This window comes from Streptococcus sp. S1, from assembly GCF_034137685.1.
GTDB lineage: Bacteria > Bacillota > Bacilli > Lactobacillales > Streptococcaceae > Streptococcus > Streptococcus dentalis.
Map to the genome: position 1 here is coordinate 963,267 of NZ_CP139418.1, position 22,199 is coordinate 985,465.

35 protein-coding genes and 1 pseudogene are annotated in these 22,199 nt (G+C 38.0%); 29 read left to right on the plus strand and 7 right to left on the minus strand.

Annotated elements, in window-relative coordinates; translation table 11 throughout:
* Positions 1-59: 59 nt before the first annotated feature.
* The 7 genes and pseudogenes from SM121_RS04620 to SM121_RS04650 form a co-directional block, all read right to left on the minus strand.
* Positions 60-956 carry a hypothetical protein gene (locus SM121_RS04620; RefSeq protein ID WP_320911265.1) on the minus strand — a complete coding sequence of 299 codons (897 nt, stop codon included), beginning with the start codon at positions 954-956 and terminating at the stop codon, positions 60-62.
* Positions 949-1,428 carry a DUF6932 family protein gene (locus tag SM121_RS04625; protein ID WP_320911266.1) on the minus strand — a complete coding sequence of 160 codons (480 nt, stop codon included), beginning with the start codon at positions 1,426-1,428 and terminating at the stop codon, positions 949-951. Before SM121_RS04625 ends, SM121_RS04620 begins: the two co-directional genes overlap by 8 nt.
* 78 nt (positions 1,429-1,506) lie before the next feature.
* Positions 1,507-1,623: pseudogene (locus SM121_RS04630) on the minus strand (S24 family peptidase); the annotation flags it as partial.
* A 62-nt stretch (positions 1,624-1,685) separates the two neighbouring features.
* Positions 1,686-2,642 (minus strand): SAP domain-containing protein, encoded by a 957-nt coding sequence (locus SM121_RS04635; protein WP_320911267.1) that lies wholly within the window; start codon positions 2,640-2,642, stop codon positions 1,686-1,688.
* A 119-nt stretch (positions 2,643-2,761) separates the two neighbouring features.
* Positions 2,762-3,172: an ImmA/IrrE family metallo-endopeptidase gene (locus SM121_RS04640; protein ID WP_320911268.1), complete on the minus strand. Its 411-nt coding sequence runs from the start codon at positions 3,170-3,172 to the stop codon at positions 2,762-2,764.
* Between the two features lie 10 nt (positions 3,173-3,182).
* On the minus strand, positions 3,183-3,533 hold the full coding sequence (locus tag SM121_RS04645; protein WP_320911269.1) for a helix-turn-helix domain-containing protein: 351 nt from the start codon (positions 3,531-3,533) through the stop codon (positions 3,183-3,185).
* A 461-nt stretch (positions 3,534-3,994) separates the two neighbouring features.
* Positions 3,995-4,126, minus strand: coding sequence for a hypothetical protein (locus tag SM121_RS04650; RefSeq protein ID WP_260452459.1), 132 nt, complete (start codon positions 4,124-4,126; stop codon positions 3,995-3,997).
* A gap of 171 nt (positions 4,127-4,297) precedes the next feature.
* Between SM121_RS04650 and SM121_RS04655 the strand changes: the two genes are divergently transcribed.
* From SM121_RS04655 to SM121_RS04795, 29 genes are all read left to right on the plus strand, one after another.
* Positions 4,298-4,483 carry a helix-turn-helix domain-containing protein gene (locus SM121_RS04655; RefSeq protein ID WP_053794776.1) on the plus strand — a complete coding sequence of 62 codons (186 nt, stop codon included), beginning with the start codon at positions 4,298-4,300 and terminating at the stop codon, positions 4,481-4,483.
* Positions 4,484-4,498: 15 nt separating this feature from the next.
* On the plus strand, positions 4,499-4,690 hold the full coding sequence (locus tag SM121_RS04660; protein ID WP_053794775.1) for a DNA-binding protein: 192 nt from the start codon (positions 4,499-4,501) through the stop codon (positions 4,688-4,690).
* A 20-nt stretch (positions 4,691-4,710) separates the two neighbouring features.
* Positions 4,711-4,851, plus strand: a complete 141-nt coding sequence (locus SM121_RS04665; RefSeq protein WP_320911270.1) for a hypothetical protein — start codon at positions 4,711-4,713, stop codon at positions 4,849-4,851.
* A gap of 64 nt (positions 4,852-4,915) precedes the next feature.
* Complete coding sequence (locus SM121_RS04670) at positions 4,916-5,824, plus strand: DUF3102 domain-containing protein (RefSeq protein ID WP_320911271.1); 909 nt, start codon at positions 4,916-4,918, stop codon at positions 5,822-5,824.
* Positions 5,824-6,246 carry an ORF6C domain-containing protein gene (locus SM121_RS04675; protein WP_320911272.1) on the plus strand — a complete coding sequence of 141 codons (423 nt, stop codon included), beginning with the start codon at positions 5,824-5,826 and terminating at the stop codon, positions 6,244-6,246. Before SM121_RS04670 ends, SM121_RS04675 begins: the two co-directional genes overlap by 1 nt.
* 90 nt (positions 6,247-6,336) lie before the next feature.
* Positions 6,337-6,582 carry a hypothetical protein gene (locus SM121_RS04680; protein ID WP_320911273.1) on the plus strand — a complete coding sequence of 82 codons (246 nt, stop codon included), beginning with the start codon at positions 6,337-6,339 and terminating at the stop codon, positions 6,580-6,582.
* A complete protein-coding gene (locus SM121_RS04685; protein WP_320911274.1) occupies positions 6,575-6,829 on the plus strand; it encodes a hypothetical protein in 255 nt (84 codons plus the stop codon). Before SM121_RS04680 ends, SM121_RS04685 begins: the two co-directional genes overlap by 8 nt.
* The gene (locus SM121_RS04690; protein WP_320911275.1) at positions 6,830-7,711 is read left to right on the plus strand and encodes a phage replisome organizer N-terminal domain-containing protein; all 882 of its coding nucleotides are present in this window, start codon (positions 6,830-6,832) and stop codon (positions 7,709-7,711) included. It abuts the gene before it with no gap.
* Positions 7,712-7,912: 201 nt separating this feature from the next.
* Entirely contained in the window at positions 7,913-8,050 is a 138-nt protein-coding gene (locus SM121_RS04695; RefSeq protein ID WP_320911276.1) for a hypothetical protein, read from the plus strand.
* Positions 8,051-8,073: 23 nt separating this feature from the next.
* Positions 8,074-8,547 carry a siphovirus Gp157 family protein gene (locus tag SM121_RS04700; protein WP_320911277.1) on the plus strand — a complete coding sequence of 158 codons (474 nt, stop codon included), beginning with the start codon at positions 8,074-8,076 and terminating at the stop codon, positions 8,545-8,547.
* 11 nt (positions 8,548-8,558) lie between these two features.
* A complete protein-coding gene (locus tag SM121_RS04705) occupies positions 8,559-9,221 on the plus strand; it encodes an ERF family protein (protein ID WP_320911278.1) in 663 nt (220 codons plus the stop codon).
* A 3-nt stretch (positions 9,222-9,224) separates the two neighbouring features.
* Positions 9,225-9,878 carry an NUMOD4 motif-containing HNH endonuclease gene (locus SM121_RS04710; RefSeq protein WP_320911279.1) on the plus strand — a complete coding sequence of 218 codons (654 nt, stop codon included), beginning with the start codon at positions 9,225-9,227 and terminating at the stop codon, positions 9,876-9,878.
* The gene (ssb, locus tag SM121_RS04715) at positions 9,872-10,300 is read left to right on the plus strand and encodes a single-stranded DNA-binding protein (RefSeq protein ID WP_320911280.1); all 429 of its coding nucleotides are present in this window, start codon (positions 9,872-9,874) and stop codon (positions 10,298-10,300) included. The genes SM121_RS04710 and ssb overlap by 7 nt, the downstream gene beginning before the upstream one ends.
* Before the next feature lie 234 nt (positions 10,301-10,534).
* A complete protein-coding gene (locus SM121_RS04720; protein WP_320911281.1) occupies positions 10,535-10,972 on the plus strand; it encodes a RusA family crossover junction endodeoxyribonuclease in 438 nt (145 codons plus the stop codon).
* A 41-nt stretch (positions 10,973-11,013) separates the two neighbouring features.
* Positions 11,014-11,400, plus strand: coding sequence for a hypothetical protein (locus SM121_RS04725; RefSeq protein WP_320911282.1), 387 nt, complete (start codon positions 11,014-11,016; stop codon positions 11,398-11,400).
* 714 nt (positions 11,401-12,114) lie between these two features.
* On the plus strand, positions 12,115-12,606 hold the full coding sequence (locus tag SM121_RS04730; protein ID WP_320911319.1) for a MazG-like family protein: 492 nt from the start codon (positions 12,115-12,117) through the stop codon (positions 12,604-12,606).
* 10 nt (positions 12,607-12,616) lie between these two features.
* Entirely contained in the window at positions 12,617-13,369 is a 753-nt protein-coding gene (locus SM121_RS04735) for a DUF1642 domain-containing protein (protein ID WP_320911283.1), read from the plus strand.
* On the plus strand, positions 13,366-13,746 hold the full coding sequence (locus SM121_RS04740) for a YopX family protein (protein ID WP_320911284.1): 381 nt from the start codon (positions 13,366-13,368) through the stop codon (positions 13,744-13,746). Before SM121_RS04735 ends, SM121_RS04740 begins: the two co-directional genes overlap by 4 nt.
* Entirely contained in the window at positions 13,743-13,997 is a 255-nt protein-coding gene (locus SM121_RS04745) for a hypothetical protein (RefSeq protein ID WP_320911285.1), read from the plus strand. Before SM121_RS04740 ends, SM121_RS04745 begins: the two co-directional genes overlap by 4 nt.
* Positions 13,998-14,107: 110 nt before the next feature.
* A complete protein-coding gene (locus SM121_RS04750) occupies positions 14,108-14,329 on the plus strand; it encodes a hypothetical protein (protein ID WP_320911286.1) in 222 nt (73 codons plus the stop codon).
* Positions 14,326-14,601 (plus strand): hypothetical protein, encoded by a 276-nt coding sequence (locus tag SM121_RS04755; protein ID WP_320911287.1) that lies wholly within the window; start codon positions 14,326-14,328, stop codon positions 14,599-14,601. The genes SM121_RS04750 and SM121_RS04755 overlap by 4 nt, the downstream gene beginning before the upstream one ends.
* On the plus strand, positions 14,598-14,999 hold the full coding sequence (locus SM121_RS04760; protein WP_320911288.1) for a DUF1492 domain-containing protein: 402 nt from the start codon (positions 14,598-14,600) through the stop codon (positions 14,997-14,999). The genes SM121_RS04755 and SM121_RS04760 overlap by 4 nt, the downstream gene beginning before the upstream one ends.
* 240 nt (positions 15,000-15,239) lie before the next feature.
* Complete coding sequence (locus tag SM121_RS04765; RefSeq protein WP_320911289.1) at positions 15,240-15,707, plus strand: terminase small subunit; 468 nt, start codon at positions 15,240-15,242, stop codon at positions 15,705-15,707.
* Positions 15,697-17,004: a PBSX family phage terminase large subunit gene (locus SM121_RS04770; RefSeq protein ID WP_320911290.1), complete on the plus strand. Its 1,308-nt coding sequence runs from the start codon at positions 15,697-15,699 to the stop codon at positions 17,002-17,004. Before SM121_RS04765 ends, SM121_RS04770 begins: the two co-directional genes overlap by 11 nt.
* 5 nt (positions 17,005-17,009) lie before the next feature.
* Positions 17,010-18,527, plus strand: a complete 1,518-nt coding sequence (locus SM121_RS04775; RefSeq protein WP_320911291.1) for a phage portal protein — start codon at positions 17,010-17,012, stop codon at positions 18,525-18,527.
* Positions 18,528-18,533: 6 nt separating this feature from the next.
* On the plus strand, positions 18,534-20,177 hold the full coding sequence (locus tag SM121_RS04780) for a phage minor capsid protein (protein WP_320911292.1): 1,644 nt from the start codon (positions 18,534-18,536) through the stop codon (positions 20,175-20,177).
* Positions 20,174-20,455, plus strand: coding sequence for a hypothetical protein (locus SM121_RS04785; RefSeq protein WP_320911293.1), 282 nt, complete (start codon positions 20,174-20,176; stop codon positions 20,453-20,455). Before SM121_RS04780 ends, SM121_RS04785 begins: the two co-directional genes overlap by 4 nt.
* A gap of 255 nt (positions 20,456-20,710) precedes the next feature.
* Entirely contained in the window at positions 20,711-21,295 is a 585-nt protein-coding gene (locus SM121_RS04790; protein ID WP_320911294.1) for a hypothetical protein, read from the plus strand.
* A gap of 16 nt (positions 21,296-21,311) precedes the next feature.
* Positions 21,312-22,187 (plus strand): phage capsid protein, encoded by an 876-nt coding sequence (locus SM121_RS04795; protein WP_320911295.1) that lies wholly within the window; start codon positions 21,312-21,314, stop codon positions 22,185-22,187.
* The last annotated feature ends 12 nt before the right edge of the window (positions 22,188-22,199 follow it).

The following is a 22,199-nucleotide window of genomic DNA, read 5'->3' on the forward strand; positions in this document are numbered from 1 at the left end:
TTCTTATACTGTATTCCTCACACTCAAGATTGCCGTCGGAGAGTGTGGGGATTTTTTTGTTATTTCTTAGTGATTTTATCAATCGAGTTGGTTGAATATGTTTGTGTTCGTTGTCCTTTGCGAACTACTTCTCTAACATTAGTAGTTATTTCATAAACGTCATTTGTTGTTAAACGATAATCTTTAATTTTTTCATCATTTACCTTTATCGTAATAGCACCACTATCTGTATCTAATGTAATTTTTTGAGTCCCAAGATCTACTTTTGTTAGTTTCCCTATAATATTCATTCCTTCACGTTTTTCAATATATGTAGATTTTAATTCTGTATTAATCTCCTTAACTTTCTCCCTTGGGAAAGAGGCAGTTTGTTTTTTTATGTCATCTATAATTTCAAAACCTATGCCTTCGCTGTTTAAATTAGAAATAAGCTTCTTGACTGAACCAAATGTGCGAGGGCTATATTTATCAACAAAGTCAGCAATTTCTATTTTATTTTGAAGAAAATCGGTAACATCTTCCATAATTTTATTAGCCGGATGATTTTCTTCTTCAAATATTGACAACTGACTTTCTTTCATTGCTAAATCAACTACAAAAGAACCTGCTCTAGTCGCTGTAATAATTAATTCATTTTTAGAAAGTATATCTTTAGGGATTTTGCCACGTTTGCCAGAATAGCCAGAAATCGAAGCGAGTCCATTCTTTTGTATATTTTCAAGAGAAGAGAGCACTTCGGTTAGAGGTTTTAGACCGATTTGTCCTGATTCGTAAGAGTCGGCCATCAAGCGGACAGAGAGTACGTTTTTAACTCTGTTATTTTTTAATTTTTCAGACTCGAATAGTTGTATTGATTTAAGCCCTTCAATCATAGAAGCTTTATATGGACTAGAGTCTGGAATATTATTAATGTCTTGTTCTATTATTTTTGCATATACATCCATCATATTACTCATCACCGTCCAATCTTAATTCAACAATTGCTTTGTGCTCTCTATTTCTGTCAAAGCCAAACTGTCCTTGCCAATACTTTTCTTGATAATCAAAATTTCTAAAAGCCTCTTCTGCCCATTCAAGACTAAAATCAATCAACTCTTTGTCTGGTGTAGCATAAATATCAAGATATTGTGTCTTAAAAAGATTATGCATATCCATTAAATGATCAATATAATCTCCGAACTGTGGATCCACAAACACAACACAATCTATATCGTTTGGATCAATCTTGTTTGAACAAAAACTACCATCTAACCAGACACGCTTAATTTTAGAAGTATCTAGTTGATCCAAGAACGATTTAAAAGAATCGAAATTTCTTTTTCTTGTTCTCGAATTTGGAAATGCTGTTACTAAAAATTCTTCAATTTCTAGTAAAGAACTTGACTCTATTATACCACCTTCTAGGTTCCCATGAGAATTAAATTGCATTATTTTTCTCCATGTCCTTCACTTCATTGATGAAAGACCTATATTCATCGATTACCATCGTTTCATTTGCGATGGTTTTTATTTTTCTTCCCTATACACATCTACGACTTTACCGATGATCCTAAAGTCACTGTTTGAATCAATCGGTATATCTTTGTATCTCTTGTTAAAACTTCTTAAATATGCCTTGTCTTTTCTATTACCAAAGGAGCGCCGAAATCAATGTTTATTGATGAATGCCAGCTGTCTATTAAGAATTATAGGGCGAATTCACTGTATTTTTTAAGATATTCTTCTATTACGAAAAGATCTTCTGTCAGAAGGTTACTTTTAATAAAACTAAAGTCTCCTTCTGTAAGAAACATTTTTTTCTTCAAGCTTTTGATTTCTTTTTTTGCAAGCTCAAATGCAGAATTATAATCATCTAAGTCGCACTCTTCTGCGATATTGCGGATAGTTGTAACAACATAACTATTAGTCATAGGTGGTATATAAACAGGACCTTGTATATACTCATAACTATTACTAAGCCCAGAACAATCAAATAACATTGTTTCGATAAAATATTTTAATGCTAACTTATAATCTTTCTTATCTAGAAAGAAGCAACCAAAAGCATGGCAGTCATTTCTAACAAGACCAAATAATTTAGAATTGATATTGTTATTGATCCGGTCGTTCAAAATTTTAATTTTAATAATGTCATATGAAAGGTAAGGGTCATTTTCAGAGTATTCCATATATTCAAATGCTGATATATATGGATCTTTGTGTGCTCTAATAAGACCTTCGTAATTAATTAAAATCTGTTGCCCTGTATTCGTGGTACAAATCGATGATGGGATGCTATCTTCTAGCAGATCAAAATTATTCATAATTCTTTGTATGAGGTCATATTTTTTACCACTAACTGGTAAAGACTTAACTTTTAAAATCTCTTTTAACTCTGCAACTTTAAGCTTAGATAAACTTTTTTCTGATTTTTGAAATGTCAGCAATCCTAGTCGGATTAATTTATTTCTATGAAGTTGAGGGTTGATTTTATATTCCTGTTCAAAATATGATGGGAAAAAATCCCCATTGTTTGTATCAATCCAATACAAAAGAACTATATCACCAATTTGTAGCGTATCATCTTCCCGTGTTATCTTATTAATTTCGGTAGCAGTAGCAGTTTGTTTGAAATGATCAAACATCTTCTTTATAAAACCCATTTATTATTCTTTCATTAACAATATCACTTATTCATGTTCAAGGATCCAACTAACATTGTTCATAACTTCTCTATTTGGAAGTGGTTCTAGCTTTTAGACTTTTTGAAAGGCTTGGCTTTCTAACTCCTATTTTCATAAAAATAACCCTTTTCTTCCGCAAATACCTTGTATTCTTCTATCACCATTGCTTCATTCGCAATGGTTTTCAAATTATATCGCTCCATGAAATGAACATAATTAAATTCGGACACGTCATCCATAGTTTTCAATTCTTCTCCTAATAGATGATGAATCATGCTACGATCAGCTTGAAGTTCACACAACTCCCTATTAATCTCATACTGGACGGGTGTATGTTCTTTATGGCCCAATTCATGTAGGGCTACTTGTTTTTGATCTTGCTCCGATAGATTGATATCAATAGCAAGGACTTTTAATGCCGGATTGAAGAAGCCAGGGCTGTGCCATTCGCTCCCGTCAAAGTAGCATAGATTTACACCCTCTTGGGCGCAAAGCTCTTTTACAGTCATAAGTGCACCTCTATTTATTTTTTAAGTGTGCCTCCAAGACCGCTGTAATAAAATCAATATCTTCTTCAGTAAGTGGTTTACCATCGAACAACATAGATTGCGCAGCAATGTCTCGAAGGTCAAGCGGTGCAGAAGCATCACCGCCTGTTGTAATTTTGGGATTATCTGTGCGTCCCAATAGGTAGTCGGTGGACACGTTGAAATAGTCGGCTATTTTTGCGATATGTTCAGCTGAAGGAGTCTTTTTATTCTTAAGACTATAAATGTAATTTTTTCCTAAACCGACTCTTTCTTCCAAAGTATTTAGAGAAATCCCTTGTTTTTTAGCTAATATTTTAATTTTTTCGAATGTCTCAAACATTGATTTATCAACCTTTCTGAAGCATTACAAAAAAATATTTTATTTTTTCATCTAAAATACTTGACATTTATTAGATGAACGACTAAAATAGTATTTGTAATTAAGAAACAACTAAAAAAACAACTAAGAAATAAATCATAAAAATGTTTTGGCGAACGGTATTTATAGATTTATCATTGTTTTTATTATGCCTTTATTTTAGACAAACATCTAAAATAAGTCAAGCGAAAAGATAAAAAATAGTTAAAAGTTTTAGTTGTTTCTTCTTTACAAATTTGTAAAAAAGGAGGAGCGCAATCGTGAAAATAGGTGGGATTTCAACGATAGACTCAGAAATTTCTTTCGGAATATGCGATATCCAAGAAGTTCCTGAAGAAATAAAAAAACTTTTCCCCGATCAGAACCTAGTAAAGGTTACCGAAAAAGGGAAAAGCTACATCCTGAACACAGACTATATCGTTTTACTTTTTACGAGTCTGTGAAAGTGCCGAGCCAGCGATAGACTTTGTTCGAGCAGAAGAACGCCCGTCACGAAGAGCTTTACTTGCTTTGGTGGCGACTTTAGCAGAGGTTTGCTTAGTATTTCTTGCCATAAACAATTCTCCTTTCTTAATTATTTGACTTGTTATTTTCATAAGGAGTTAGAAAGGTCTTATCAAAACGTTTTAGTCAAAATATATTATAGCTTAAATGCTTTTATTTGTCAATATGTTGTACAGGAAAGGGGTAAATATATTGTTAAAACACAATATATAGTATTTTGAATGTGGGATAAAATTGAACATCAATTAAAACTAAGAGACTGGTCTATGTATAGATTGGCCAAAGAATCAGGAATCCATCAATCGAATTTTTCTAACCTAAAGGCTGGAAGATTGAAAGAGATGTCGTGGACGAATATGTGCAAAATTGCTGATGCACTGAAAGTCAGCTTGGACGAGTTTAGATAGAAAGGAGGATTTTATATGCCGGATATCGCAAACGGTCGTGAAAAGGTTAATGCTTTTTTGAAAGAGAAAGGCATTAAAAAATCAACTCTAGCGGTCGCTTATGGTTTTAAACGACAGGAAGTTACCAATATTTTAAGTGGAACAACAAAAGGTCCACGAGCGAACAGTTTCATTCTTCAGGTTATTGAAGATTATGGGATTGAGTAGGAAAGATTTGAGGAGTAGATATGGAAGAACTTACAATCCGTGAGGATAAAGTGTCCTTGAACGGCCAAGAATTAAAAACTCTTATAGGATTTGAAATAAAAAATACAACCGAGAACGGCTATGCAGAAGTGAAATTAACTTTACTTGCTAAATTGACCTGATATTAGATTTGAAATAACCTGGCTTTTTATTAATTATTATACCAAATTAGAAAGGAATTAAAGAGTGAACGAAATAACTTTATCAAATAATCTATCTCAGATAGAACTTGAAATCAGCCACCACAAACAAATTGCTGGTCAGTCAATTTGGGAAATTGGTAGGCGATTAAATCATGTAAAGGAGAACGATCTTGCTCACGGTGAATTCATGGATTGGTACCTCGGTCTCGGTATTGATAAGGATTTCGCCAGTAAATCAATGAAAATTGCTAAAGAACTTCCAAATTTCGAAACGTTTCGAAATTTAGGAACAACAGCACTTCATCTGATCGCAACTCTTCCAGAAGAGGAAAAACAGGAGCAGATCCAGCGTATCGAAGATGGTGACACCCCAACTGTACGAGAGCTGAAAGAAGTCAAAAACAAACTCAAACTAAGCCAACAAGCGAATGAGCTTCTAAAGGGCGAGAATGAGGCTCTAAAGGCTTCTAAAGTTGAGGTGAGGGAAACAATCAAGGAAGTTGTTCCAGACGATTACAGTGCCACACGGGAGCTAAATAAGCGATTGTTAGTGAAGAACAAGGAACTGTCCGACAGCATGAAGGCTATGGAAGAGCGTTCTGAGTTCATCAGTAACAAACTAAACGAGATGATGGCCCAGCGTGCAGAGGCTGACAAAAAATCTGCTCAATACGATGAACTGACACGAGCGATTGAAGAATCGCAAGGACAACTGAACAGCGTACAGAAGCAGATCTCGGCTTATAAGAACATAACAAGCCTTTTACAAAAAGGGAATGACTTCTTGGCAAGCATGGGCGGTCTAATCTATGCAGACGAAAAGAATGTCTTAAAAGCAGATGGAATCGTCCGAGACGAATTTGACAGTTTTATCAGTCGAGGGTTGAGATTCTTCAACGATCTGAACGACATTCGTAAAGAAAATAACATTTTAGAAGGAGAATTTGAATAATGAACGAAATCGCTATGGCACAAACAGAATTAACAGTAGAAGATACAATGATCCACGCTTTGCAGGAGTTGAAAAAGCTGAAAGAAGGTCAATCCGTTCTATCAGCAGATGTGGATTATTTAAAAAATGAGCAACCAGTAAATCCATCCATTTGCTTGGCGCTTGAAAAGATGCGAAAACAAAAAGTAGTTGAATTACTTGGCGGTAAAGACAGTCAAGCGTACAAAGATCGCAAGTTTGCGCAGTCGGTATTCTCTCAGGCAGCTAAAGACTTCAAAGAATACTTCCGAATCCCACGCTATGACTTGCTGAAACGCAAAGATGAAGAACAAGCATTTGACTATTGGGGAAGCTGGGAACCATCAGCCAACACTAAATTGGAAATCAAAAACCGCAATGGCCAAATGAGTTTAGTTGGTTGAAATGGCCAGAAAAATAAAAAAGCACTTTTCGAAAAAAGCGCTCAAATAAATTAACTAAATTAATTATAACACAGAATAGAGAGATAGACAATGATTGAAGAATTGATAAAAGAACAAATCAGAGAAATTTATCTCGAAGCGAAAGAACAAGCTAAAAAGGAATTGCTACCAGTGAACCAAGCAGAGCTACAGGAAATATTTGGCTTTAGCAATGAATACTTGAAGCGTTTAAAACGCAAGGGCTTGAAATTTCGCAAGCAAGGAAAGTACATCATGTATGACTTAAACGATGTACACGAGATTTTAGAACTAGAGAAGGAGATACAACATGTATAACGAATTATTAGGAACAATGGCAGTTGCAGGAGTATTCTTCACAGCAGGCTTTGCTGGTGCGGTATGGGACTTTAAACAAGCTCAACGTAAAAAGGCCCGCAAAGCCAAACAAGATGCAATCATGAGACAGTACGAGGAAGACTTGCAAGAGAAATTTAACGAGGGTTACCGAGCATCATTTGTAGATCTTGCGGAAGCACGGAAGCACTCACATTCAGACAATGATTGGGGTATGCAGGAGGTATAGATGGCAGCAAATAGACGGTATTACTGGTTACAACTCAAAGAAGACTTCTTCAAATCAAAGGAAATGAAGCTGATGCGGAAATTGCCTGGGGGCGAAGAGTTGACCATTATTTATCTGAAAATCATGCTGGCCAGTCTACCAGACGAAGGGAAAATCTATTTCGAGGGTTTAGCTGAAGATTTAGCTGAAGAACTAGCGTTACTGATTGATGAAGATACTGAAGCAGTCAGAATGGCGCTCATGTTTTTATCAAAAAAAAATCTACTGACTACAAACGATAATTATCAATTCACTTTGGAGCAAGTTCCGGAGATGATAGGTAGCGAAACAGCAAGCACCCGTAGGTCTCGCAAGTATCGGGAGGGTCAAAAAGCGTTGCAATGCAACACCGATGCAACAAAACGCAACGGAGATATAGAGATAGATATAGATATAGAGAAAGATATAGAGCTAGACCTAGACCAAGAACAAAAAAATGCTGTTGGTGGTGAAAATTTAGTTTTTAAAAAATTAAAGGAAGCCTTTGGAGAAATGAGTGTGAATGGCACTATGGTCGAAGAGGTTGAAAGACTACTTAAACAGTACGGACAAGAACTTGTGGTTTTAGCTTTAAACGAAACGATCCTAAATGCAGGTAAGTCTCTTAGATATACTATGTCAATTCTCCAGCGCTGGGACGGACAAGGATTGAGAACGGCTGAACAGATTAGGTTAGCTGACGAAGAGTACGAACGGAAGAAGTCCAACAAAACTCAAAGTGATCCTTACGGAAATATTCCTTCTTGGTCCAATTTAAGGCCAGAGAATCAGAAAGAGCCAGAACCCGAAATGTCTGACGAAGAATATGAAAGACGGTTGAAGGAGTTTTTAGCCAGTGAATAAGATTGATTTTAAGAAAGTTAAAACTGATAGCAACTTATTTCGTGAGTTTAAACGGTACATGCAAGAATACTTTAATACACAGATCACCAAAGAACAGTTTTTAAACTTTGTTGATTTGTGCGAGAAGGAAAAATTCTTTCTCAACCCGTTTCAGATGTGCGCATGGGTTTTAAATAAACCAGTAGAAGTCATAGAAGACAGATGGTATCAGAAGAAGGATTAAAAATGTTTAGAGAAGATGATGACGATTATTTAGAATGTCGAGAACCAAGAGATCCAGATCTATGGCATTGGTATGGATCTGGCTATCGGTATTTAGGTGATGATGACGAAGTATAAGTATAAAAAATGGAGATAAAACAATGAGTACACTATACGAACTGACGGGCCAATATCTGGAAATCTACAATCTGGATATGGACGATGAAACCAAGCAGGACACACTGGACAGCATCGACTGGAACGAGGACTACGAGAATAAGGTAGAGGGATATATCAAAGTCATTAAGAACCTTGATGCAGATATCGAAGCCCGAAAAAACGAAATGGACCGCTTGAAGAAGTTGAACGATGCGGACAAGGCCAAGAAGGACCGAATGAAAACGACCCTTGAAGAAAGCATGGAACTAACGGGACACGACCGAGTAGACACACCCTTGTTTAAGGTGTCATTTAGACGATCTAAGGCCGTTGAAGTTGACATGGTATTGTTGCCAGACGAGTACAAAAAAGTCGAATACAAGGCCGATAAGACGGCTTTAAAACGACTTTTGACAGACGGGCAAGAAATTGCTGGAGCAACCTTGGTAGAAAACAAGAATTTGAGTATCAGATAGGAATTGAAAAAATGGTAGAAAAAAAGCAAAGTATCTATGAAAAATTGGCGAATATTCAAAACGAATTAAAAGCACCTAAAAATCAGTATAACTCATTCGGAAAATACAACTATCGCAATGCTGAAGATATTGAAGAAGCGTTGAAGCCTATCTGTTTAAAATATCGTGCAACGTGCTTGATTTCAGAGGTAACGACTGAAGAATTAGCAAGCGAACTTATCACAAAAGTTACTGTTTCACTCATGGATTGGGATGGCGACAACGTGATTACAGTTACCGGACGAGCAAGGGAAGAACGCACAAAAAAAGGTATGGATGCTTCTCAAGTGTCTGGTGGTGCGCAAAGCTATGCTACTAAGTACGCACTCAGTCAAATGTTTTTGATTGACGATAGCAAAGATGCTGACACGGATGCCGATTATATCCAAAGTGGACGAGCACCACAAACGAAAAAACAAGCACCGGCAAAAAAACAAGATGAACCCGTTATTTCAGTAGAGGAAGCTAACCGCTATTTGAAAGAGATAGCTACTATCGCAGAAGCGAAAGGGATAGAAGATGGCTCAATCGCTAAATGGTTTTTGCAACACTTAAAAGTGGCAGACTACAAGCAGATTAAGCAATCACAAGTAGAACAAGCAGAAATGCTATTAGGTAAATTGAAAGGAAATTAAAGTATGTTGAACAATGTTGAAGAATGGAGGGACATTTCGGGATACGAGGGTTTGTATAAAGTATCAAACCGTGGGAGGATAAAAAGCTATCATGAAAGATATAAAAAACCTAGAATACTAAAAACATCTATGACGACGACTGGCTATAGAAAAGTAGAGCTTGCAAAGAACAAAATAAAGAAGTCTCTAAAAGTACATAGGCTAGTGGCAGAAGCCTTTATCCCAAACAAAGAAAATAAGCCGTATGTAAATCATTTGGATAGCAACCCTTTAAATAACAATGTCGAAAATTTGGAATGGTGCACACAAAAAGAAAATATGGTTCATTCGTCTATTTATGGAAATCACAAAAGTTTTGCATGGAAAAATAAAGAACAAGTTATTTCTGAATATATTTCGGGCAAATCCATTAAATATCTTGCTAAAAAATATAGTGGGACTAACTGCACAACAATCATCGAAGTTCTAAAAAGAGAAAAAATAAAAAGAAGAACATATACAGAACAACGAATGAAATATAAATATTCTAGAAAAGAGATGGTATCTATGTTTGAAAATGGATTAAGGAATGTAGATATTTCAAGAATTTTAGGGATACCAACAGCATTGGTAGGCACATACAAATACAAATGGAAAAAAGGAGAAAAATTATGCTGAACTCTATCTGCCTTGTTGGAAGGCTCACAAAAAACGCAGAACTACGATACACCCCTCAAAATCAAGCAGTAGCAACTTTTAGCCTAGCTGTCAATCGTAATTTTAAAAGCCAGAACGGAGAGCGTGAAGCAGATTTTATTAACTGCGTGATCTGGCGACAGCAAGCAGAAAATCTTGCCAACTGGGCCAAAAAAGGAGCTTTGATTGGGATTACAGGACGGATCCAGACGCGAAGCTACGAGAACCAGCAAGGCCAGCGGGTATATGTCACGGAAGTAGTCGCGGATAGCTTCCAGTTATTGGAAAGTCGCAAAGAACGTGAGGGTGGGCAGTCGCAAGGCTACAGCCAGCCAGATTTCTCACGGCAGGCACCAATGAACGCAAATCCTATGGACATCTCAGATGATGATCTCCCGTTCTAATCCTATGACATGGATTGAAGAACATTTTGCCAGAGAATATCCAGAAATCAAGTCTTTACAAGATATCTGGAACAAGGACGATCTGGGCGGATATCAGACACAGCGGTATTCGAGGGAGTTGAACAAAGTTATTGTAACCAATGACCTGGTCGCTATCAGTAACGATCTAAGATCAATCGGGCTTACTGATGAAGATTTTAAACAGCAACTAACACTATTTTAAGGTGGTAAGAAATGATTGAATTAACAATACCTATCGAACCGAAAGCCCAAACCCGCCCAAAATTTGGGCGAGGTGGGGCCTACGAAGATCCAAAAATGAAAGCATGGCGCGGATCAGCTACATACCTTATCAAAAGTTTGTATAAGGGAGAGAAGCTACAAGGCTATCTCAAGACAGAAGTCACATTTTATCTGAAAGCACCTCAAATCGTATCGAAGAAACCAACACCAAAGGCCAAGGCCAAAACATGGGAACGGTATGAACGATTTATGAGCGAGCGAATATACTGTGCCAAGAAGCCAGATTTGGACAATTTGGAAAAAGCAATATATGACAGCATTTCAGACGCTAATTGTATTTGGTGGGACGATAACCAAGTTGTAGAGCATACAACCAAAAAGATTTACTCACCAAATCCACGAATTGAAATCAAAATTAAAAAAATTTAGTAAATGGAAAGGCGAAAAACTTGAATATGCGAGGGTAAATAATGTCACTAGTGGAAGAATTTTTTAAACAACATGACGAGCTGGTTAGTAAGTACGAGAAGTACACTGAGGTATTTAAGAATCAGGGCGCAGAACGACCTGCAGAAGTAGCGAAATATATTTCTTTGTCTAGAAGAAAAAACGCGATGCCGTCTCCAATTTATTTGATTTATTTTGACGGATTGCTAAACGATGAATTTCTTTTAGAATGTATGGACTACTATTTAGAAAATACCAAAAGGAAATCTAGGAAAGCGAAAGAAGCAAGGGAACAATTCGCAGAAAGAGATGACAATTCTAACGAAAGCATCATACTTAAAAAGCCAAGCAAGAGACGGGTAGCGATAAAGGAATATTACAGAGAACGCGCTTTAAAGCTAGGTCTTTAATTAAGGCTGGCAGATTTTAAACGGTCTGCTGGTCATAACCTCACAAACTAAAATATTATACACTGATGCCGAAGCGAGTGGGGCGCTTCAAAACGAATCGTGATAAAACTACTGGTTTTATGCCTTAACACACGATTCAAAAATGTATATCAACCTATAAATAAAAAAGGAGAGTCCTTTCTTTAAGAATTTACATACAAGTAAGTCTGATATACGCTTACGACCGATCGGCAAGACTGCATAAGTCAAGATGATGATAGTTCATAGTGATGTAGCTGATCCATCACGGGTTATGTCGGACGAGGGTTGGAAGCCTCGGAAGGTTCGACTCCTTCCATAATCTTTAGGGCGGGTACTTTCGTGGACCCCTTATAATTTTTGTTACATTTTTTTACCGCTATCGACCCGTCCCGATAGCTGGCCAGTTGTAGACCCCTTTGGGTGGCGCAACTCCACCTGCTGGCCATTGCTCACTATAAAATTAGAAAGGCCCTCTAATCTAGTTTTTCTGAAAAAGGGGAGCAGAGCAACTCCCCTGTTTTAGTGAAATGGATAGAGATTATTATGGATATTGAATTAATCAAGCGATCAATCAGGCTGGATCGACAGCGACTACAGGATACAAGCAGCGACCTGCTTATACAAAAAAATATTGGCAAAACTGCAGCGATTGGAAGATCACGAGCGATTAAAGAAAGGATTAATAAAAAGTTTATGGAATTAGAACACGAATTAGTAACGTTAACTAAGAAATGGTTTATTGACCGTGACCTCGAACACGGTGGACGATTAGACAAGCAGGCTCTTAAATTGAGTGAGGAATTCGGTGAATTGTGTGCTGGGTATCTTAAGCAGAATGAGAAGTTAACTAAAGATAGTATCGGTGATTGTGCAGTTGTGATTGTAGGATTGGCATTATTAATTAAAGACGATGTACACGCTATCTTTGAGGAATCTGACAACATCAGACGCAAGGACGCAATGGAATGTTTTAAATTGCTAAATGCAAATATTTCTGAATTCCAATTGTCGCAGGATTTGGCAAGCAAGGAAATGTGCAGACACAATCTAGTGCGTGCAGTGGCTTATCTTAAATCAATTAGTAAGGAACTTGACTACGACTTTGCAGATTGCTTTGAGATCGCCTATAACGAAATCAAGGATCGTAAGGGTAAATGGATTGATGGAACGTTTGTGAAAGAATAGGATTTACCAGATGAATAAAGATAAAGTTTATTTAAAAGGCTACGTGATAGGGCATGCTGCGGATACATTAGGTTATCAAGGACTGCTGGTTCAGCTTGAAAACTTGGATGTGGTAGAAATTGATAAAAACCTTGTACATAAAAAGATTGACGAACCACAACTGATTAAACTAAAAGATGTTATCGCACGAATTAAAGATTTTGATAGTGGCACTCAAATAGTATGGCTAGATGCAATTTTAAATGAACTAGGCAGTGATTATGGAATATTAAAATACAAGACTGGTTATGAGCAAGGGAGGTTTGAGGGCGAATATGTCGGTCAGCAATTAAAAGACGCTGATAAGGTTCGGCAAGAGTTGAATAAGCCAGTAGTAAAGCAGTTTGTGGCGGATTGGTATGAGGAACATAAAAGTAATCTGGACTATGAATTATGGGATTACGTTAGTGACTGGAAAGATCAAAAACCTAGTGAGTTTAAGGAATGGTTTAATAAAAGCAATAAAGCCTTTCAAACGCTAGTCAATATGCACCAGTTCGGTTACGAGGTCGGAAAAGAGAAGAAGTATAAAGTTAAATTTAAAAATATCCAAAGTGGTACACGATATCTTAAATACGATGGGGTTATTGAAAAATGGTATTTTGGTATAAATCAGGATTCAAATGCAACAAGACTATGCCACACAAAAGAAGAGCTTGAAGAAGCTGGTTTTGGGGAAGTGTTCGATAGCCCACTGTTTGAAGTTGAGGAGGTGGAAAAATGATTTCAAAATATAGAGCGTGGGACAAGCGAGATAAAGAAATCTATTTAGTGTACGAAGTTAATTGGGATGATGGGAAATTTGATTATATTGGGGACGCTATAACCTTCTACCGTGGGGCTGAAGAAGTTGAACTCATGCAGTCAACAGGTCTATTTGATAAAAACGGAAAGGAAATCTTTGAAAAAGATATTCTTGATTATAATGGCAGAAAGGTCATTGTTAAATGGCATGGGTCTTATGCAAGTTTTATCTACGAGTTTGTAGATGAACTAAAAAATAGAAAGACTGAATGGAAACCGCTATATCTATCTTATTATAAATTTGAGGTTATCGGCAACATTTACGAAAATCCAGAATTGCTGGAGGTAGAAATATGATAAAAAAATTATTAATTACAGTTTTTGTTTGTTTGTCTTTTATAACACTATCGGGGTGTGGAAATAAAGATATTCTTGGAACAACTTTTACTTTCAAATACGCAAAAATCAGACTAGTTGACGGACGAATTGTCGAAGGTGAAGTAAAGCAATGGGCAAAATATGACAACCAAGATAGCGTTCGTGTAACTTTTGAAAATGGCGAGGTATATTACACTCACTCAAGCAATGTAATACTGTATAACAAATAGATGGGAATTAACATGGGCTTACAAAACTTTATCTATTTATTATTCGCAGCAGTCTGGCTCTCTGGTTTGATCTGGGCTGGTGTGATAGCTTTTAGAAACAGAAAGGAGAAATGATGAGTTTAGATAATGTACATATACCAATACGGGTCAACAGAACTCTATCCATTGCTCAAATAAACGGCAAGCTAGAGATCGCTGTACTTGGCAAGGATGATTTATTTGTAACTGGTTCGTACTTTATTAATCTGTACGATGCAGTGAAACCTTTTAATGATATACACGATTTAAAAAATATCATTGACCAAATTTTAGATGTGGAGGGAATGTTATGAATAAACTGTTTTATACAATCCTCGCATCAGTATCACTGGTATTTATGATTGTGTGTATCAATCTCAACACACGGATCAATGAGTTAAATACTAAAGTCAGCGACCTCGAATGGACAGTACAAGAGCATGAGATATCTATTGAGCGACTGACTGATCGAACCAATGCGCAGGATGTGATTTTAAACAAACTAAACAGTGAGTATCAGATGCGTGAACGACAACGTGCGGAGGAATTAAAAGAGGCGGCTGATCAGAATGGAGTGGGTGGATGAACGTTAAAAAACGGCTGAATAACCTTAAATTTCTTGATGATACAATCAAATCAAAGAGACAGGAAATCTTTGCACTTGAATCACTCGTACAAAAAGCACAAGTCTACTCTGACGAGCCAAAAGGGAGCAGACAAGGAAACAAGACGGAAGAGTTGAACGTGAAAATCATTGACGAAAAAGAAAAGATCGAAAATGAGATTATGACTCTTTGGTCTGAAAGCAGAAAGACAATCGCTGCAATCGATCGGTTGGAAGATCCACTTGAAAGAGCTGTATTGCGTTATACTTATGTCAACGGATACAACTGGATCAAGACGACAGGACAATTAAATTGTTCACGAACAACATATCAGCGGGTTAAGAAATCTGCGATTGAGCATTTAGCATCGAAATTATGACACAAAACGGGACATTATGGTAATAATAATGTGCTATTATAGTAGCATGGACAAGGAGGACAAGACATCTACTCCAAGCGGTTTGAGCGTTTTTTTCAAAGTTTTATCTCCAAAAAATAGTTTTGATGATTTTTCACGTTACTTGCTCCTTGTCTTTCTTATTGATACCAACGGGATCGGATTAAACCGATCTTTTTTATTTTTTTACGAAAGGGGTGATGGAAAATCGCCAAATTATCAATGAGGCAACAACGATTTGTAGATGAGTACATCATCTCTGGCAATGCTACTCAAGCAGCGCTCAAAGCTGGATACAGCGAGAAGACTGCTGGTAGGATAGCTGGTCAAAACTTGAAAAAACTTGAAATTAAAGCCTACCTGGACGAAAAGATGGCTGAATTACAAGCTAAAAACATCATGAGCGCAGAAGAAGCTCTAAGCATCCTGTCTGACATTGCGAGAGGGAAGCGTGATGAGGAGGTCTTGATGATGGACCCTACAACTGGCGAGGTCCGTAGGCTTACAAAAAAAGCAGATAACGCAACGGTTATCAAGGCAATCCAAGAATTATTAAAACGATACCCAACCGCTAAACAAGCAGAAAAACTGGAACTCGAAATAGAGAAGTTGAGGACGCAGATGGAGCAAGGTATGGTTTCAGATTTGAATATCACAATCATAGACGAGTGGGCAAAAGATGGAAGTTAAGATCCAGAAAAACATCAATCCTCATTTTAAAAGCGTCTGGACAACTAGCAAGCCTTACAACATTCTGAAAGGTGGACGGAACTCTTTCAAGTCTTCGGTAGTAGCCTTATTACTTGTTTATATGATGATACCGTTCCTGATCGCTGGCAAGAAAGCGAATGTAGTAGTCATTCGAAAAGTTGGTAACACTATTCGAGATAGTGTCTTTTTAAAAATACAGTGGGCTTTGAATAAGTTCGGGTTATCTGGACGGTTCAAGGCTACCGTATCGCCATTTAAAATACAAGACACAGTCACGGGATCGTGTTTTTATTTCTACGGCCAAGACGATTTTCAGAAGCTCAAATCAAATGACATCGGGAATATTATTGCCGTGTGGTATGAGGAGGCTGCGGAATTTAGCAACAAAGAAGACTTTGACCAGTCGAACGTGACTTTTATGCGACAGAAGCATCCAGATATTGACTTTGTGAAATTCTTCTGGTCGTATAACCCACCACGCAATCCATATAGCTGGATCAATGAGTGGGCAGAGGAACTAAAGGATAACGAGAATTATCTTGTACATTCGTCATCTTATTTAGATGATAAGTTAGGTTTCGTTACTGAGCAAATGCTGGAAGATATTGAACGCATTAAAGAGAACGACTACGACTACTACCGATACATTTACCTGGGTGAGCCGGTTGGGCTTGGTACGAACGTGTATAACATGGAACTTTTTAAATCTGCTACAGAAGTACCAAGCAATGAGCGTGTGATCGGTCAATTCTTTGCAGTCGATAGCGGGCATCAACAGTCTGCTACAACTTGCTTGCATCTAGTTATGACAAGTGCTGACAAGGTCTATTTAGTTGACAACTACTACTACAGCCCTGCTGGTAAGACGCACAAGAAAGCTCCCAGCACGCTATCTAAAGAGTTGCATTATTTTGTGACAGAGCAAGCGAAGCAATTCCCAAACGCTCCTATTATCAACATGACGATAGATAGTGCAGAGGGCGCGTTGCGTAATCAATATTTCGAAGACTTTGGCGAACGCTGGCATCCAGTCGCAAAAAAGAAAAAGATTGTCATGACTGAATATGTGCAGTCGCTTCTAGCGGAGGGGCGCTTTTTTTATTTAAAAACGATAAACAATTTGAAGTATTTTATTGAGGAGCATAAAAAATATCAATGGGAAGAGAAATCAATCATGAATGATGATCCTAAAGTCGTTAAGGAAGAAGACCATACAGTCGATGCCCTACAATATTTTGTAATTGATAACGCACGTTATCTTAATTTAAAGGTTTAATCTAAATGGGAATTATACAACGAATAGTAAATATTTTTAAGAGAGGACAGTATGCGATGCAACAACAATCGCTAGGCAATATCACAGAACACCCACGGATAGCAGTAAGCAAAGATGAATATAAACGGATTATGCGCAACTTGCGTTATTATCAATCGAAGTGGGAAGATGTTGAGTATATGAACTCAAATGGAGACATGGTGAAGCGACCATTCAACCATCTACCAATTGGACGGACTGCATCGAAGAAGATTGCAAGTCTTGTATACAATGAGCAGGCTACAATCTCAGTTGATGAAACTGTAAGTGGTGCTAATGAGTATGTGCAAAGCGTGTTACTGAATGATCGTTTTAACAAGAATTTTGAGCGATATTTTGAAAGCTGTCTTGCTCTTGGTGGACTTGCTATGCGTCCTTATGTTGACGGTGATAAGATTAAGATTGCTTTCGTACAAGCTCCAGTATTCCTCCCTATGAGGTCTAATACGCAAGATGTTTCGAGCGCTGCTATTGTCACTAAAACAATCAAGTCAGAGGGGCAAAAGAATGTATATTACACTTTGATCGAGTTCCATGAGTGGAAGAACGAAGAGGAATATACAATCACGAACGAACTCTACAGGTCAGAGGTTAAGGACCGCGTTGGTGATCGTGTACCATTGTCTGAGCTCTACGAGGAGTTGGACGAGACAACAACAATTAAAGGCTTGAGCCGTCCACTATTCACTTACTTAAAGACTGCTGGCATGAATAACAAAGATATTAACAGTCCTTTGGGTCTGTCTATCTTTGACAATGCCAAGAGCACAATCGATTTTATTAATACGACTTATGATGAGTTTAAGTGGGAAGTCAAGATGGGACAACGCAGAGTAGCAGTCCCAGAGCAGACAGTACGTACTGAATTTAACTCACGCAATGAGAAAGTCACTGTTACACGCAAGTTTGATCCTAATCAAAATGTATACGAGAAATTTGATACAGGGAACATTGACGGTGTTATTGGTATCACAGACTTAACAACTCCTATTCGTTCAGAAGACTATATCAAGGCTATTAACGAAGGTTTGAGCCTTTTTGAAATGCAGATAGGTGTATCTGCTGGTATGTTTAGTTTTGACGGTAAGAGCATGAAGACCGCAACGGAAATCGTGAGTGAGAACTCAGACACTTACCAAATGAGAAACAGTCTTGTTTCTTTGGTTGAGCAATCTTTGAAAGAGCTAGTCATTTCAATTTGTGAGCTTGGCTTTCTCTATGAGTTTTATAGTGGGCCTATTCCAGAAATGGAACAGATCAGCGTCAATTTAGACGATGGTGTATTTACTGATCGCAATAGTGAACTTGAATACTGGACAAAAGCTCTTGCAAGTGGTTTGGTTGACCGTAAGACAGCGATTCAACGGGCATTGAAACTAACGGAAGAAGAAGCTGGTCAAATGGTACAACGTATCAACAATGAAACGATGGCTACTGCCAATTCTGAGCGTGATACAACAGACATTGAAATTTACGGAGAATGATAAGGAATGAGCAAGAGGCTGCCGATACAATTTAATGACGAACAGTTAGAACTTGGATCGAGCCGTCTTGCTGACCTCTATCATAAGTTAACTGTCGAACTCTTTGAGCAGATGGTGGATAGATTGCTAGAGCGTGGCACGACATCGCTTACAGACAATCCTTACATCTGGCAACTAGAGAAACTCAATCAGATGCACGCACTCAATGAACACAATCTTAAAGTGATATCTAAATATACAGATATCTCAGAAGAGCAACTAAGAAATGTCATTGAGGGTGAAGGCCTAAAGATATACACGGACACCAAGAGCCAACTATTGGAGGATCTGAATAAAGACCCCCACTTTGATACAAGCCATGTACAGAAACAACTAGAAGCCTATTTAGAGCAAGCAAGTGGTGATATTGATAATCTAATCAATACAACGTTGCCAAATGTTGTTAACGAGGTTTATCGTAACATCGCCAAGGAAACAGTTGCTAAAGTTGCAACTGGTGTTGCTACACCGGACAAAGCAATTGCTGAAACTGTCATGAAATGGCAGGAAGTTGGCTTTCGAGGTTTTAAAGACCGAGGCGGTAAGAATTGGCGCATTGATAACTACGCACGTACCGTTGTTAAGACTACAACACGTAGGGTATACCGTCAGATGCGCACACAACCAGCGGACGAGCTGGGGATAGATACCTTTTACTACTCAAAGAAAGCAACTGCTAGAGAGGCTTGCGCTCCTTTACAACACCATATTGTAACGCATGGTGAAGCGAGGGAAGAGGGTGGCTATAGTGTTCTGTCGCTAGCAGATTATGGCTATGGTACACCGGCAGGATGTCTTGGCATTAACTGCGGACATTATCTGACACCTTTTGTTATTGGCATTAACGATATGCCAGATTTAGGCGATGATGTTAAAAACATCACACCAGAAGATGCGATTAAAAACGCTAACGCACAGGCTAAGCAAAGGGCATTAGAGCGGTCTATAAGAGATAGTAAAGAAAAACTACACATTGCTAATAAGTTGGGTGATAAGGATCTTATAGATAAGTATAAGAGTAAGATACGCACTCAGCAAGGCGCTTTGCGTGATTTCTTAAAAGATAAGCCGTTCCTTCATCGTGATTATGCGAGAGAGAAGTATTACCGTAATAATGATACGGTTAAAAAATTATACAAATCTATTGACAAACATTCTAAAAAAGAGTATTCTGAAATACTACAAAATTTAGGAAATAAAGCACCTAAATCTTATAGTGATTTCAAGGCTCTAAAACGCTCTGAGAAAGAGTCTTTGAGGTATGATAATAGGATTGTCAATTATTTCAAAGGGGGCATTCAAGAGAAACTGCCTGACAAGCAGAAACAGCAGGCAGTGGAGGCTTACTTCAATTTCAAAAATGATGGCATAACGTTTGGAAACCATGCAATAGCACGCTACATAGAACGTATGAGGCGCAAAGACGGCACGTTTGCCTATAATTATGAAGCGGTAAAGGCAGCCTTTTCTCTGCCGCCTAATTATGTATCAGAGAAGAACGGCAGATTTGCAAGATATTATAATGGTATCCTCTACATCACTGAGCCTGATACAGACGTTGTAGTAACTATGATGAAACGTAAAAAACTGAAAGGATTTAAACCATTATGAAATACAGTCAACAAGTATTAGATATGCTAGAACAAGCAGTCAGTGGGCGGATTGATAATTTTTGGGATTTTTCCTTTAAGTTTAACTCTCTTTTTGGAGAAGATGAAGATTTTGCTGAGTTTTGGGACAATGAAAACCCTGAAATGTTTGACGCTCTCAATGATTTTGAGCTGATGATGTTCTTAGAGGAACATGACCCAAGTGATAAGCAAGGATTTATCAATTTCCTAACACCTTACTACAACAAAGCAAAACAGTTAGTAAACTATAGCGCTTAGAACAATCTAGGCGCTTTTATTATGCCTTGAAAACAGGAGGTGATCCGTCATCTTGACTAGCAGGAATAGACTGCTATTTAATTTTTGCAAAAACCGTATGGAAAATCATGCGGTTTTTATTTTGCGCTCATTTCTGGATAAGAGGTTGTTTCCTCCTTGTTTCTTACCTCTTGCGGGATCGTTACCCGCTGGGCGCTTTCGACTTTATCCACAGTCGCTAAAGAATGGAAGATCACAATTTAGGAGGGGCAAATAATGTCCGAAGAAATCCAAACAACAGACCAGCCTGTCAATGCTGGAGAGGTGGCAACAGCCGAAGTTGCAAAAGAGGAAGCCAAGACATTTACACAAGAGGAAGTAAATGGATTGGTAGCCAAAGAAGCCAAGAAAGCACAGGAGAAGATCTTTAAAAGCCTGGGATTTGAAGATGTTAAGAGTGCTAAAGAAGGTTTCGAACAGTTGAGGGAGTGGAAAGACTCACAGAAGACAGAAGCAGAGAAACAATCCGAGGCAATCGCTGATAAAGAAAAACAACTTGAAGCGATGCGTTTAGAAAACCAACAATTGACTGCAAAATATGCAGCTCTTACGCTGGGTGTACGTTCTGATGCTGTCGATGATGTCATTGCACTGGCTCAAAGCAAGGTGACTGACGATGTGACAATTAATGATGCAATCGCAGAAGTCCTTGCAAAATATCCACAATTCGGGAATGTACCCGAAGAACCAAAGGAAGAACCAAAACCCAGCTTCTCAGTCGGTGGTACACCAACGGTTAAAGAAGACGGTAAGGTTGATCCTTTCGAGGCTATTATCGCCTCTTATGGCAAGAAAAAATAAGAAAGGAACATAATCTATGCCAAATAACAACCTAGCTGCTGCTCGCTACGAGAAACAATATCGTGATATGCTCGCTACTGTATTCGGAGTGAATGCAGCATTTATTAATGCCTTGTCTCCTATCCAAATTTTGGACGGTGTGCAAGAAAACACTACTGCTTTCTCAGTAAAAACCAACGGAACTCCTGTCGTTATGGGTGAATACTCAACAGATGCTAACGATGGTGGTTTTGGAACTGGTGCTGGTAAATCTCGTTTTGGTGAATTGAAAGAAATCAAATACACTAACACAGATGTACCTTACGACTACACACTTGCAATCCATGAAGGTATTGACCGCTACACAGTCAACAACAACGTTGAAGCTGCAGTAGCTGATCGTTTGAAATTGAATGCAGAAGCTCAAACTCGCGGAATGAACAAACGTATCGGTAAATTCTTGTCAACTGCTGCAGGAAAAACAGAAGCACTTACTGATATGCAGGAAGCTACTGTACGTACTTTGGTTAACAAGATCAAAGCATACTACAGCAACAACGAAGTGATCGCTCCTGTTACATTGTATCTACGCACTGAATTGTTCAACGCAATCGTAGACATGACTGCAAACACTTCTGCTAAAGGATCAAGCGTATCCATTGACGAAAATGGTCTTGCCAAATACAAAGGCTTTGCCCTTGTAGAAACACCAGAACAATACTTTGAATCTGGCGATGTCGCTTACTTTGTACCAGATGGAACTATCATTCCATTTGTAGGTATCTCTACTGCTCGTACAGTTGAGGCAGAAGACTTCGACGGTGTTAAATTGCAAGCCGCTGCTAAAGGTGGTACATACGCGCTTGAAGATAATAAAAAAGCGATTGTTAAGGTAACTGGTACAGTCGTTTAAAAGGGGGTAGCT

Bases quoted from the DNA above. Each gene is read 5' to 3' on its own strand.
- SM121_RS04700 (WP_320911277.1), top strand. From the start codon at position 8,074: ATGAGTACACTATACGAACTGACGGGCCAATATCTGGAAATCTACAAT.
- SM121_RS04745 (WP_320911285.1), top strand. From the start codon at position 13,743: ATGATAAAAAAATTATTAATTACAGTTTTTGTTTGTTTGTCTTTTATA.
- SM121_RS04710 (WP_320911279.1), top strand. From the start codon at position 9,225: ATGTTGAACAATGTTGAAGAATGGAGGGACATTTCGGGATACGAGGGT.
- SM121_RS04655 (WP_053794776.1), top strand. From the start codon at position 4,298: ATGTGGGATAAAATTGAACATCAATTAAAACTAAGAGACTGGTCTATG.
- SM121_RS04690 (WP_320911275.1), top strand. From the start codon at position 6,830: ATGGCAGCAAATAGACGGTATTACTGGTTACAACTCAAAGAAGACTTC.
- ssb (WP_320911280.1), top strand. From the start codon at position 9,872: ATGCTGAACTCTATCTGCCTTGTTGGAAGGCTCACAAAAAACGCAGAA.
- SM121_RS04730 (WP_320911319.1), top strand. From the start codon at position 12,115: ATGGAATTAGAACACGAATTAGTAACGTTAACTAAGAAATGGTTTATT.
- SM121_RS04660 (WP_053794775.1), top strand. From the start codon at position 4,499: ATGCCGGATATCGCAAACGGTCGTGAAAAGGTTAATGCTTTTTTGAAA.
- SM121_RS04685 (WP_320911274.1), top strand. From the start codon at position 6,575: ATGTATAACGAATTATTAGGAACAATGGCAGTTGCAGGAGTATTCTTC.
- SM121_RS04720 (WP_320911281.1), top strand. From the start codon at position 10,535: ATGATTGAATTAACAATACCTATCGAACCGAAAGCCCAAACCCGCCCA.
- SM121_RS04765 (WP_320911289.1), top strand. From the start codon at position 15,240: ATGAGGCAACAACGATTTGTAGATGAGTACATCATCTCTGGCAATGCT.
- SM121_RS04750 (WP_320911286.1), top strand. From the start codon at position 14,108: ATGATGAGTTTAGATAATGTACATATACCAATACGGGTCAACAGAACT.
- SM121_RS04795 (WP_320911295.1), top strand. From the start codon at position 21,312: ATGCCAAATAACAACCTAGCTGCTGCTCGCTACGAGAAACAATATCGT.
- SM121_RS04780 (WP_320911292.1), top strand. From the start codon at position 18,534: ATGAGCAAGAGGCTGCCGATACAATTTAATGACGAACAGTTAGAACTT.
- SM121_RS04675 (WP_320911272.1), top strand. From the start codon at position 5,824: ATGAACGAAATCGCTATGGCACAAACAGAATTAACAGTAGAAGATACA.
- SM121_RS04645 (WP_320911269.1), bottom strand. From the start codon at position 3,533: ATGTTTGAGACATTCGAAAAAATTAAAATATTAGCTAAAAAACAAGGG.
- SM121_RS04790 (WP_320911294.1), top strand. From the start codon at position 20,711: ATGTCCGAAGAAATCCAAACAACAGACCAGCCTGTCAATGCTGGAGAG.
- SM121_RS04665 (WP_320911270.1), top strand. From the start codon at position 4,711: ATGGAAGAACTTACAATCCGTGAGGATAAAGTGTCCTTGAACGGCCAA.
- SM121_RS04770 (WP_320911290.1), top strand. From the start codon at position 15,697: ATGGAAGTTAAGATCCAGAAAAACATCAATCCTCATTTTAAAAGCGTC.
- SM121_RS04760 (WP_320911288.1), top strand. From the start codon at position 14,598: ATGAACGTTAAAAAACGGCTGAATAACCTTAAATTTCTTGATGATACA.
- SM121_RS04740 (WP_320911284.1), top strand. From the start codon at position 13,366: ATGATTTCAAAATATAGAGCGTGGGACAAGCGAGATAAAGAAATCTAT.
- SM121_RS04620 (WP_320911265.1), bottom strand. From the start codon at position 956: ATGAGTAATATGATGGATGTATATGCAAAAATAATAGAACAAGACATT.
- SM121_RS04625 (WP_320911266.1), bottom strand. From the start codon at position 1,428: ATGCAATTTAATTCTCATGGGAACCTAGAAGGTGGTATAATAGAGTCA.
- SM121_RS04635 (WP_320911267.1), bottom strand. From the start codon at position 2,642: ATGGGTTTTATAAAGAAGATGTTTGATCATTTCAAACAAACTGCTACT.
- SM121_RS04640 (WP_320911268.1), bottom strand. From the start codon at position 3,172: ATGACTGTAAAAGAGCTTTGCGCCCAAGAGGGTGTAAATCTATGCTAC.
- SM121_RS04735 (WP_320911283.1), top strand. From the start codon at position 12,617: ATGAATAAAGATAAAGTTTATTTAAAAGGCTACGTGATAGGGCATGCT.
- SM121_RS04775 (WP_320911291.1), top strand. From the start codon at position 17,010: ATGGGAATTATACAACGAATAGTAAATATTTTTAAGAGAGGACAGTAT.
- SM121_RS04680 (WP_320911273.1), top strand. From the start codon at position 6,337: ATGATTGAAGAATTGATAAAAGAACAAATCAGAGAAATTTATCTCGAA.
- SM121_RS04725 (WP_320911282.1), top strand. From the start codon at position 11,014: ATGTCACTAGTGGAAGAATTTTTTAAACAACATGACGAGCTGGTTAGT.
- SM121_RS04695 (WP_320911276.1), top strand. From the start codon at position 7,913: ATGGTATCAGAAGAAGGATTAAAAATGTTTAGAGAAGATGATGACGAT.
- SM121_RS04650 (WP_260452459.1), bottom strand. From the start codon at position 4,126: ATGGCAAGAAATACTAAGCAAACCTCTGCTAAAGTCGCCACCAAAGCA.
- SM121_RS04785 (WP_320911293.1), top strand. From the start codon at position 20,174: ATGAAATACAGTCAACAAGTATTAGATATGCTAGAACAAGCAGTCAGT.
- SM121_RS04705 (WP_320911278.1), top strand. From the start codon at position 8,559: ATGGTAGAAAAAAAGCAAAGTATCTATGAAAAATTGGCGAATATTCAA.
- SM121_RS04755 (WP_320911287.1), top strand. From the start codon at position 14,326: ATGAATAAACTGTTTTATACAATCCTCGCATCAGTATCACTGGTATTT.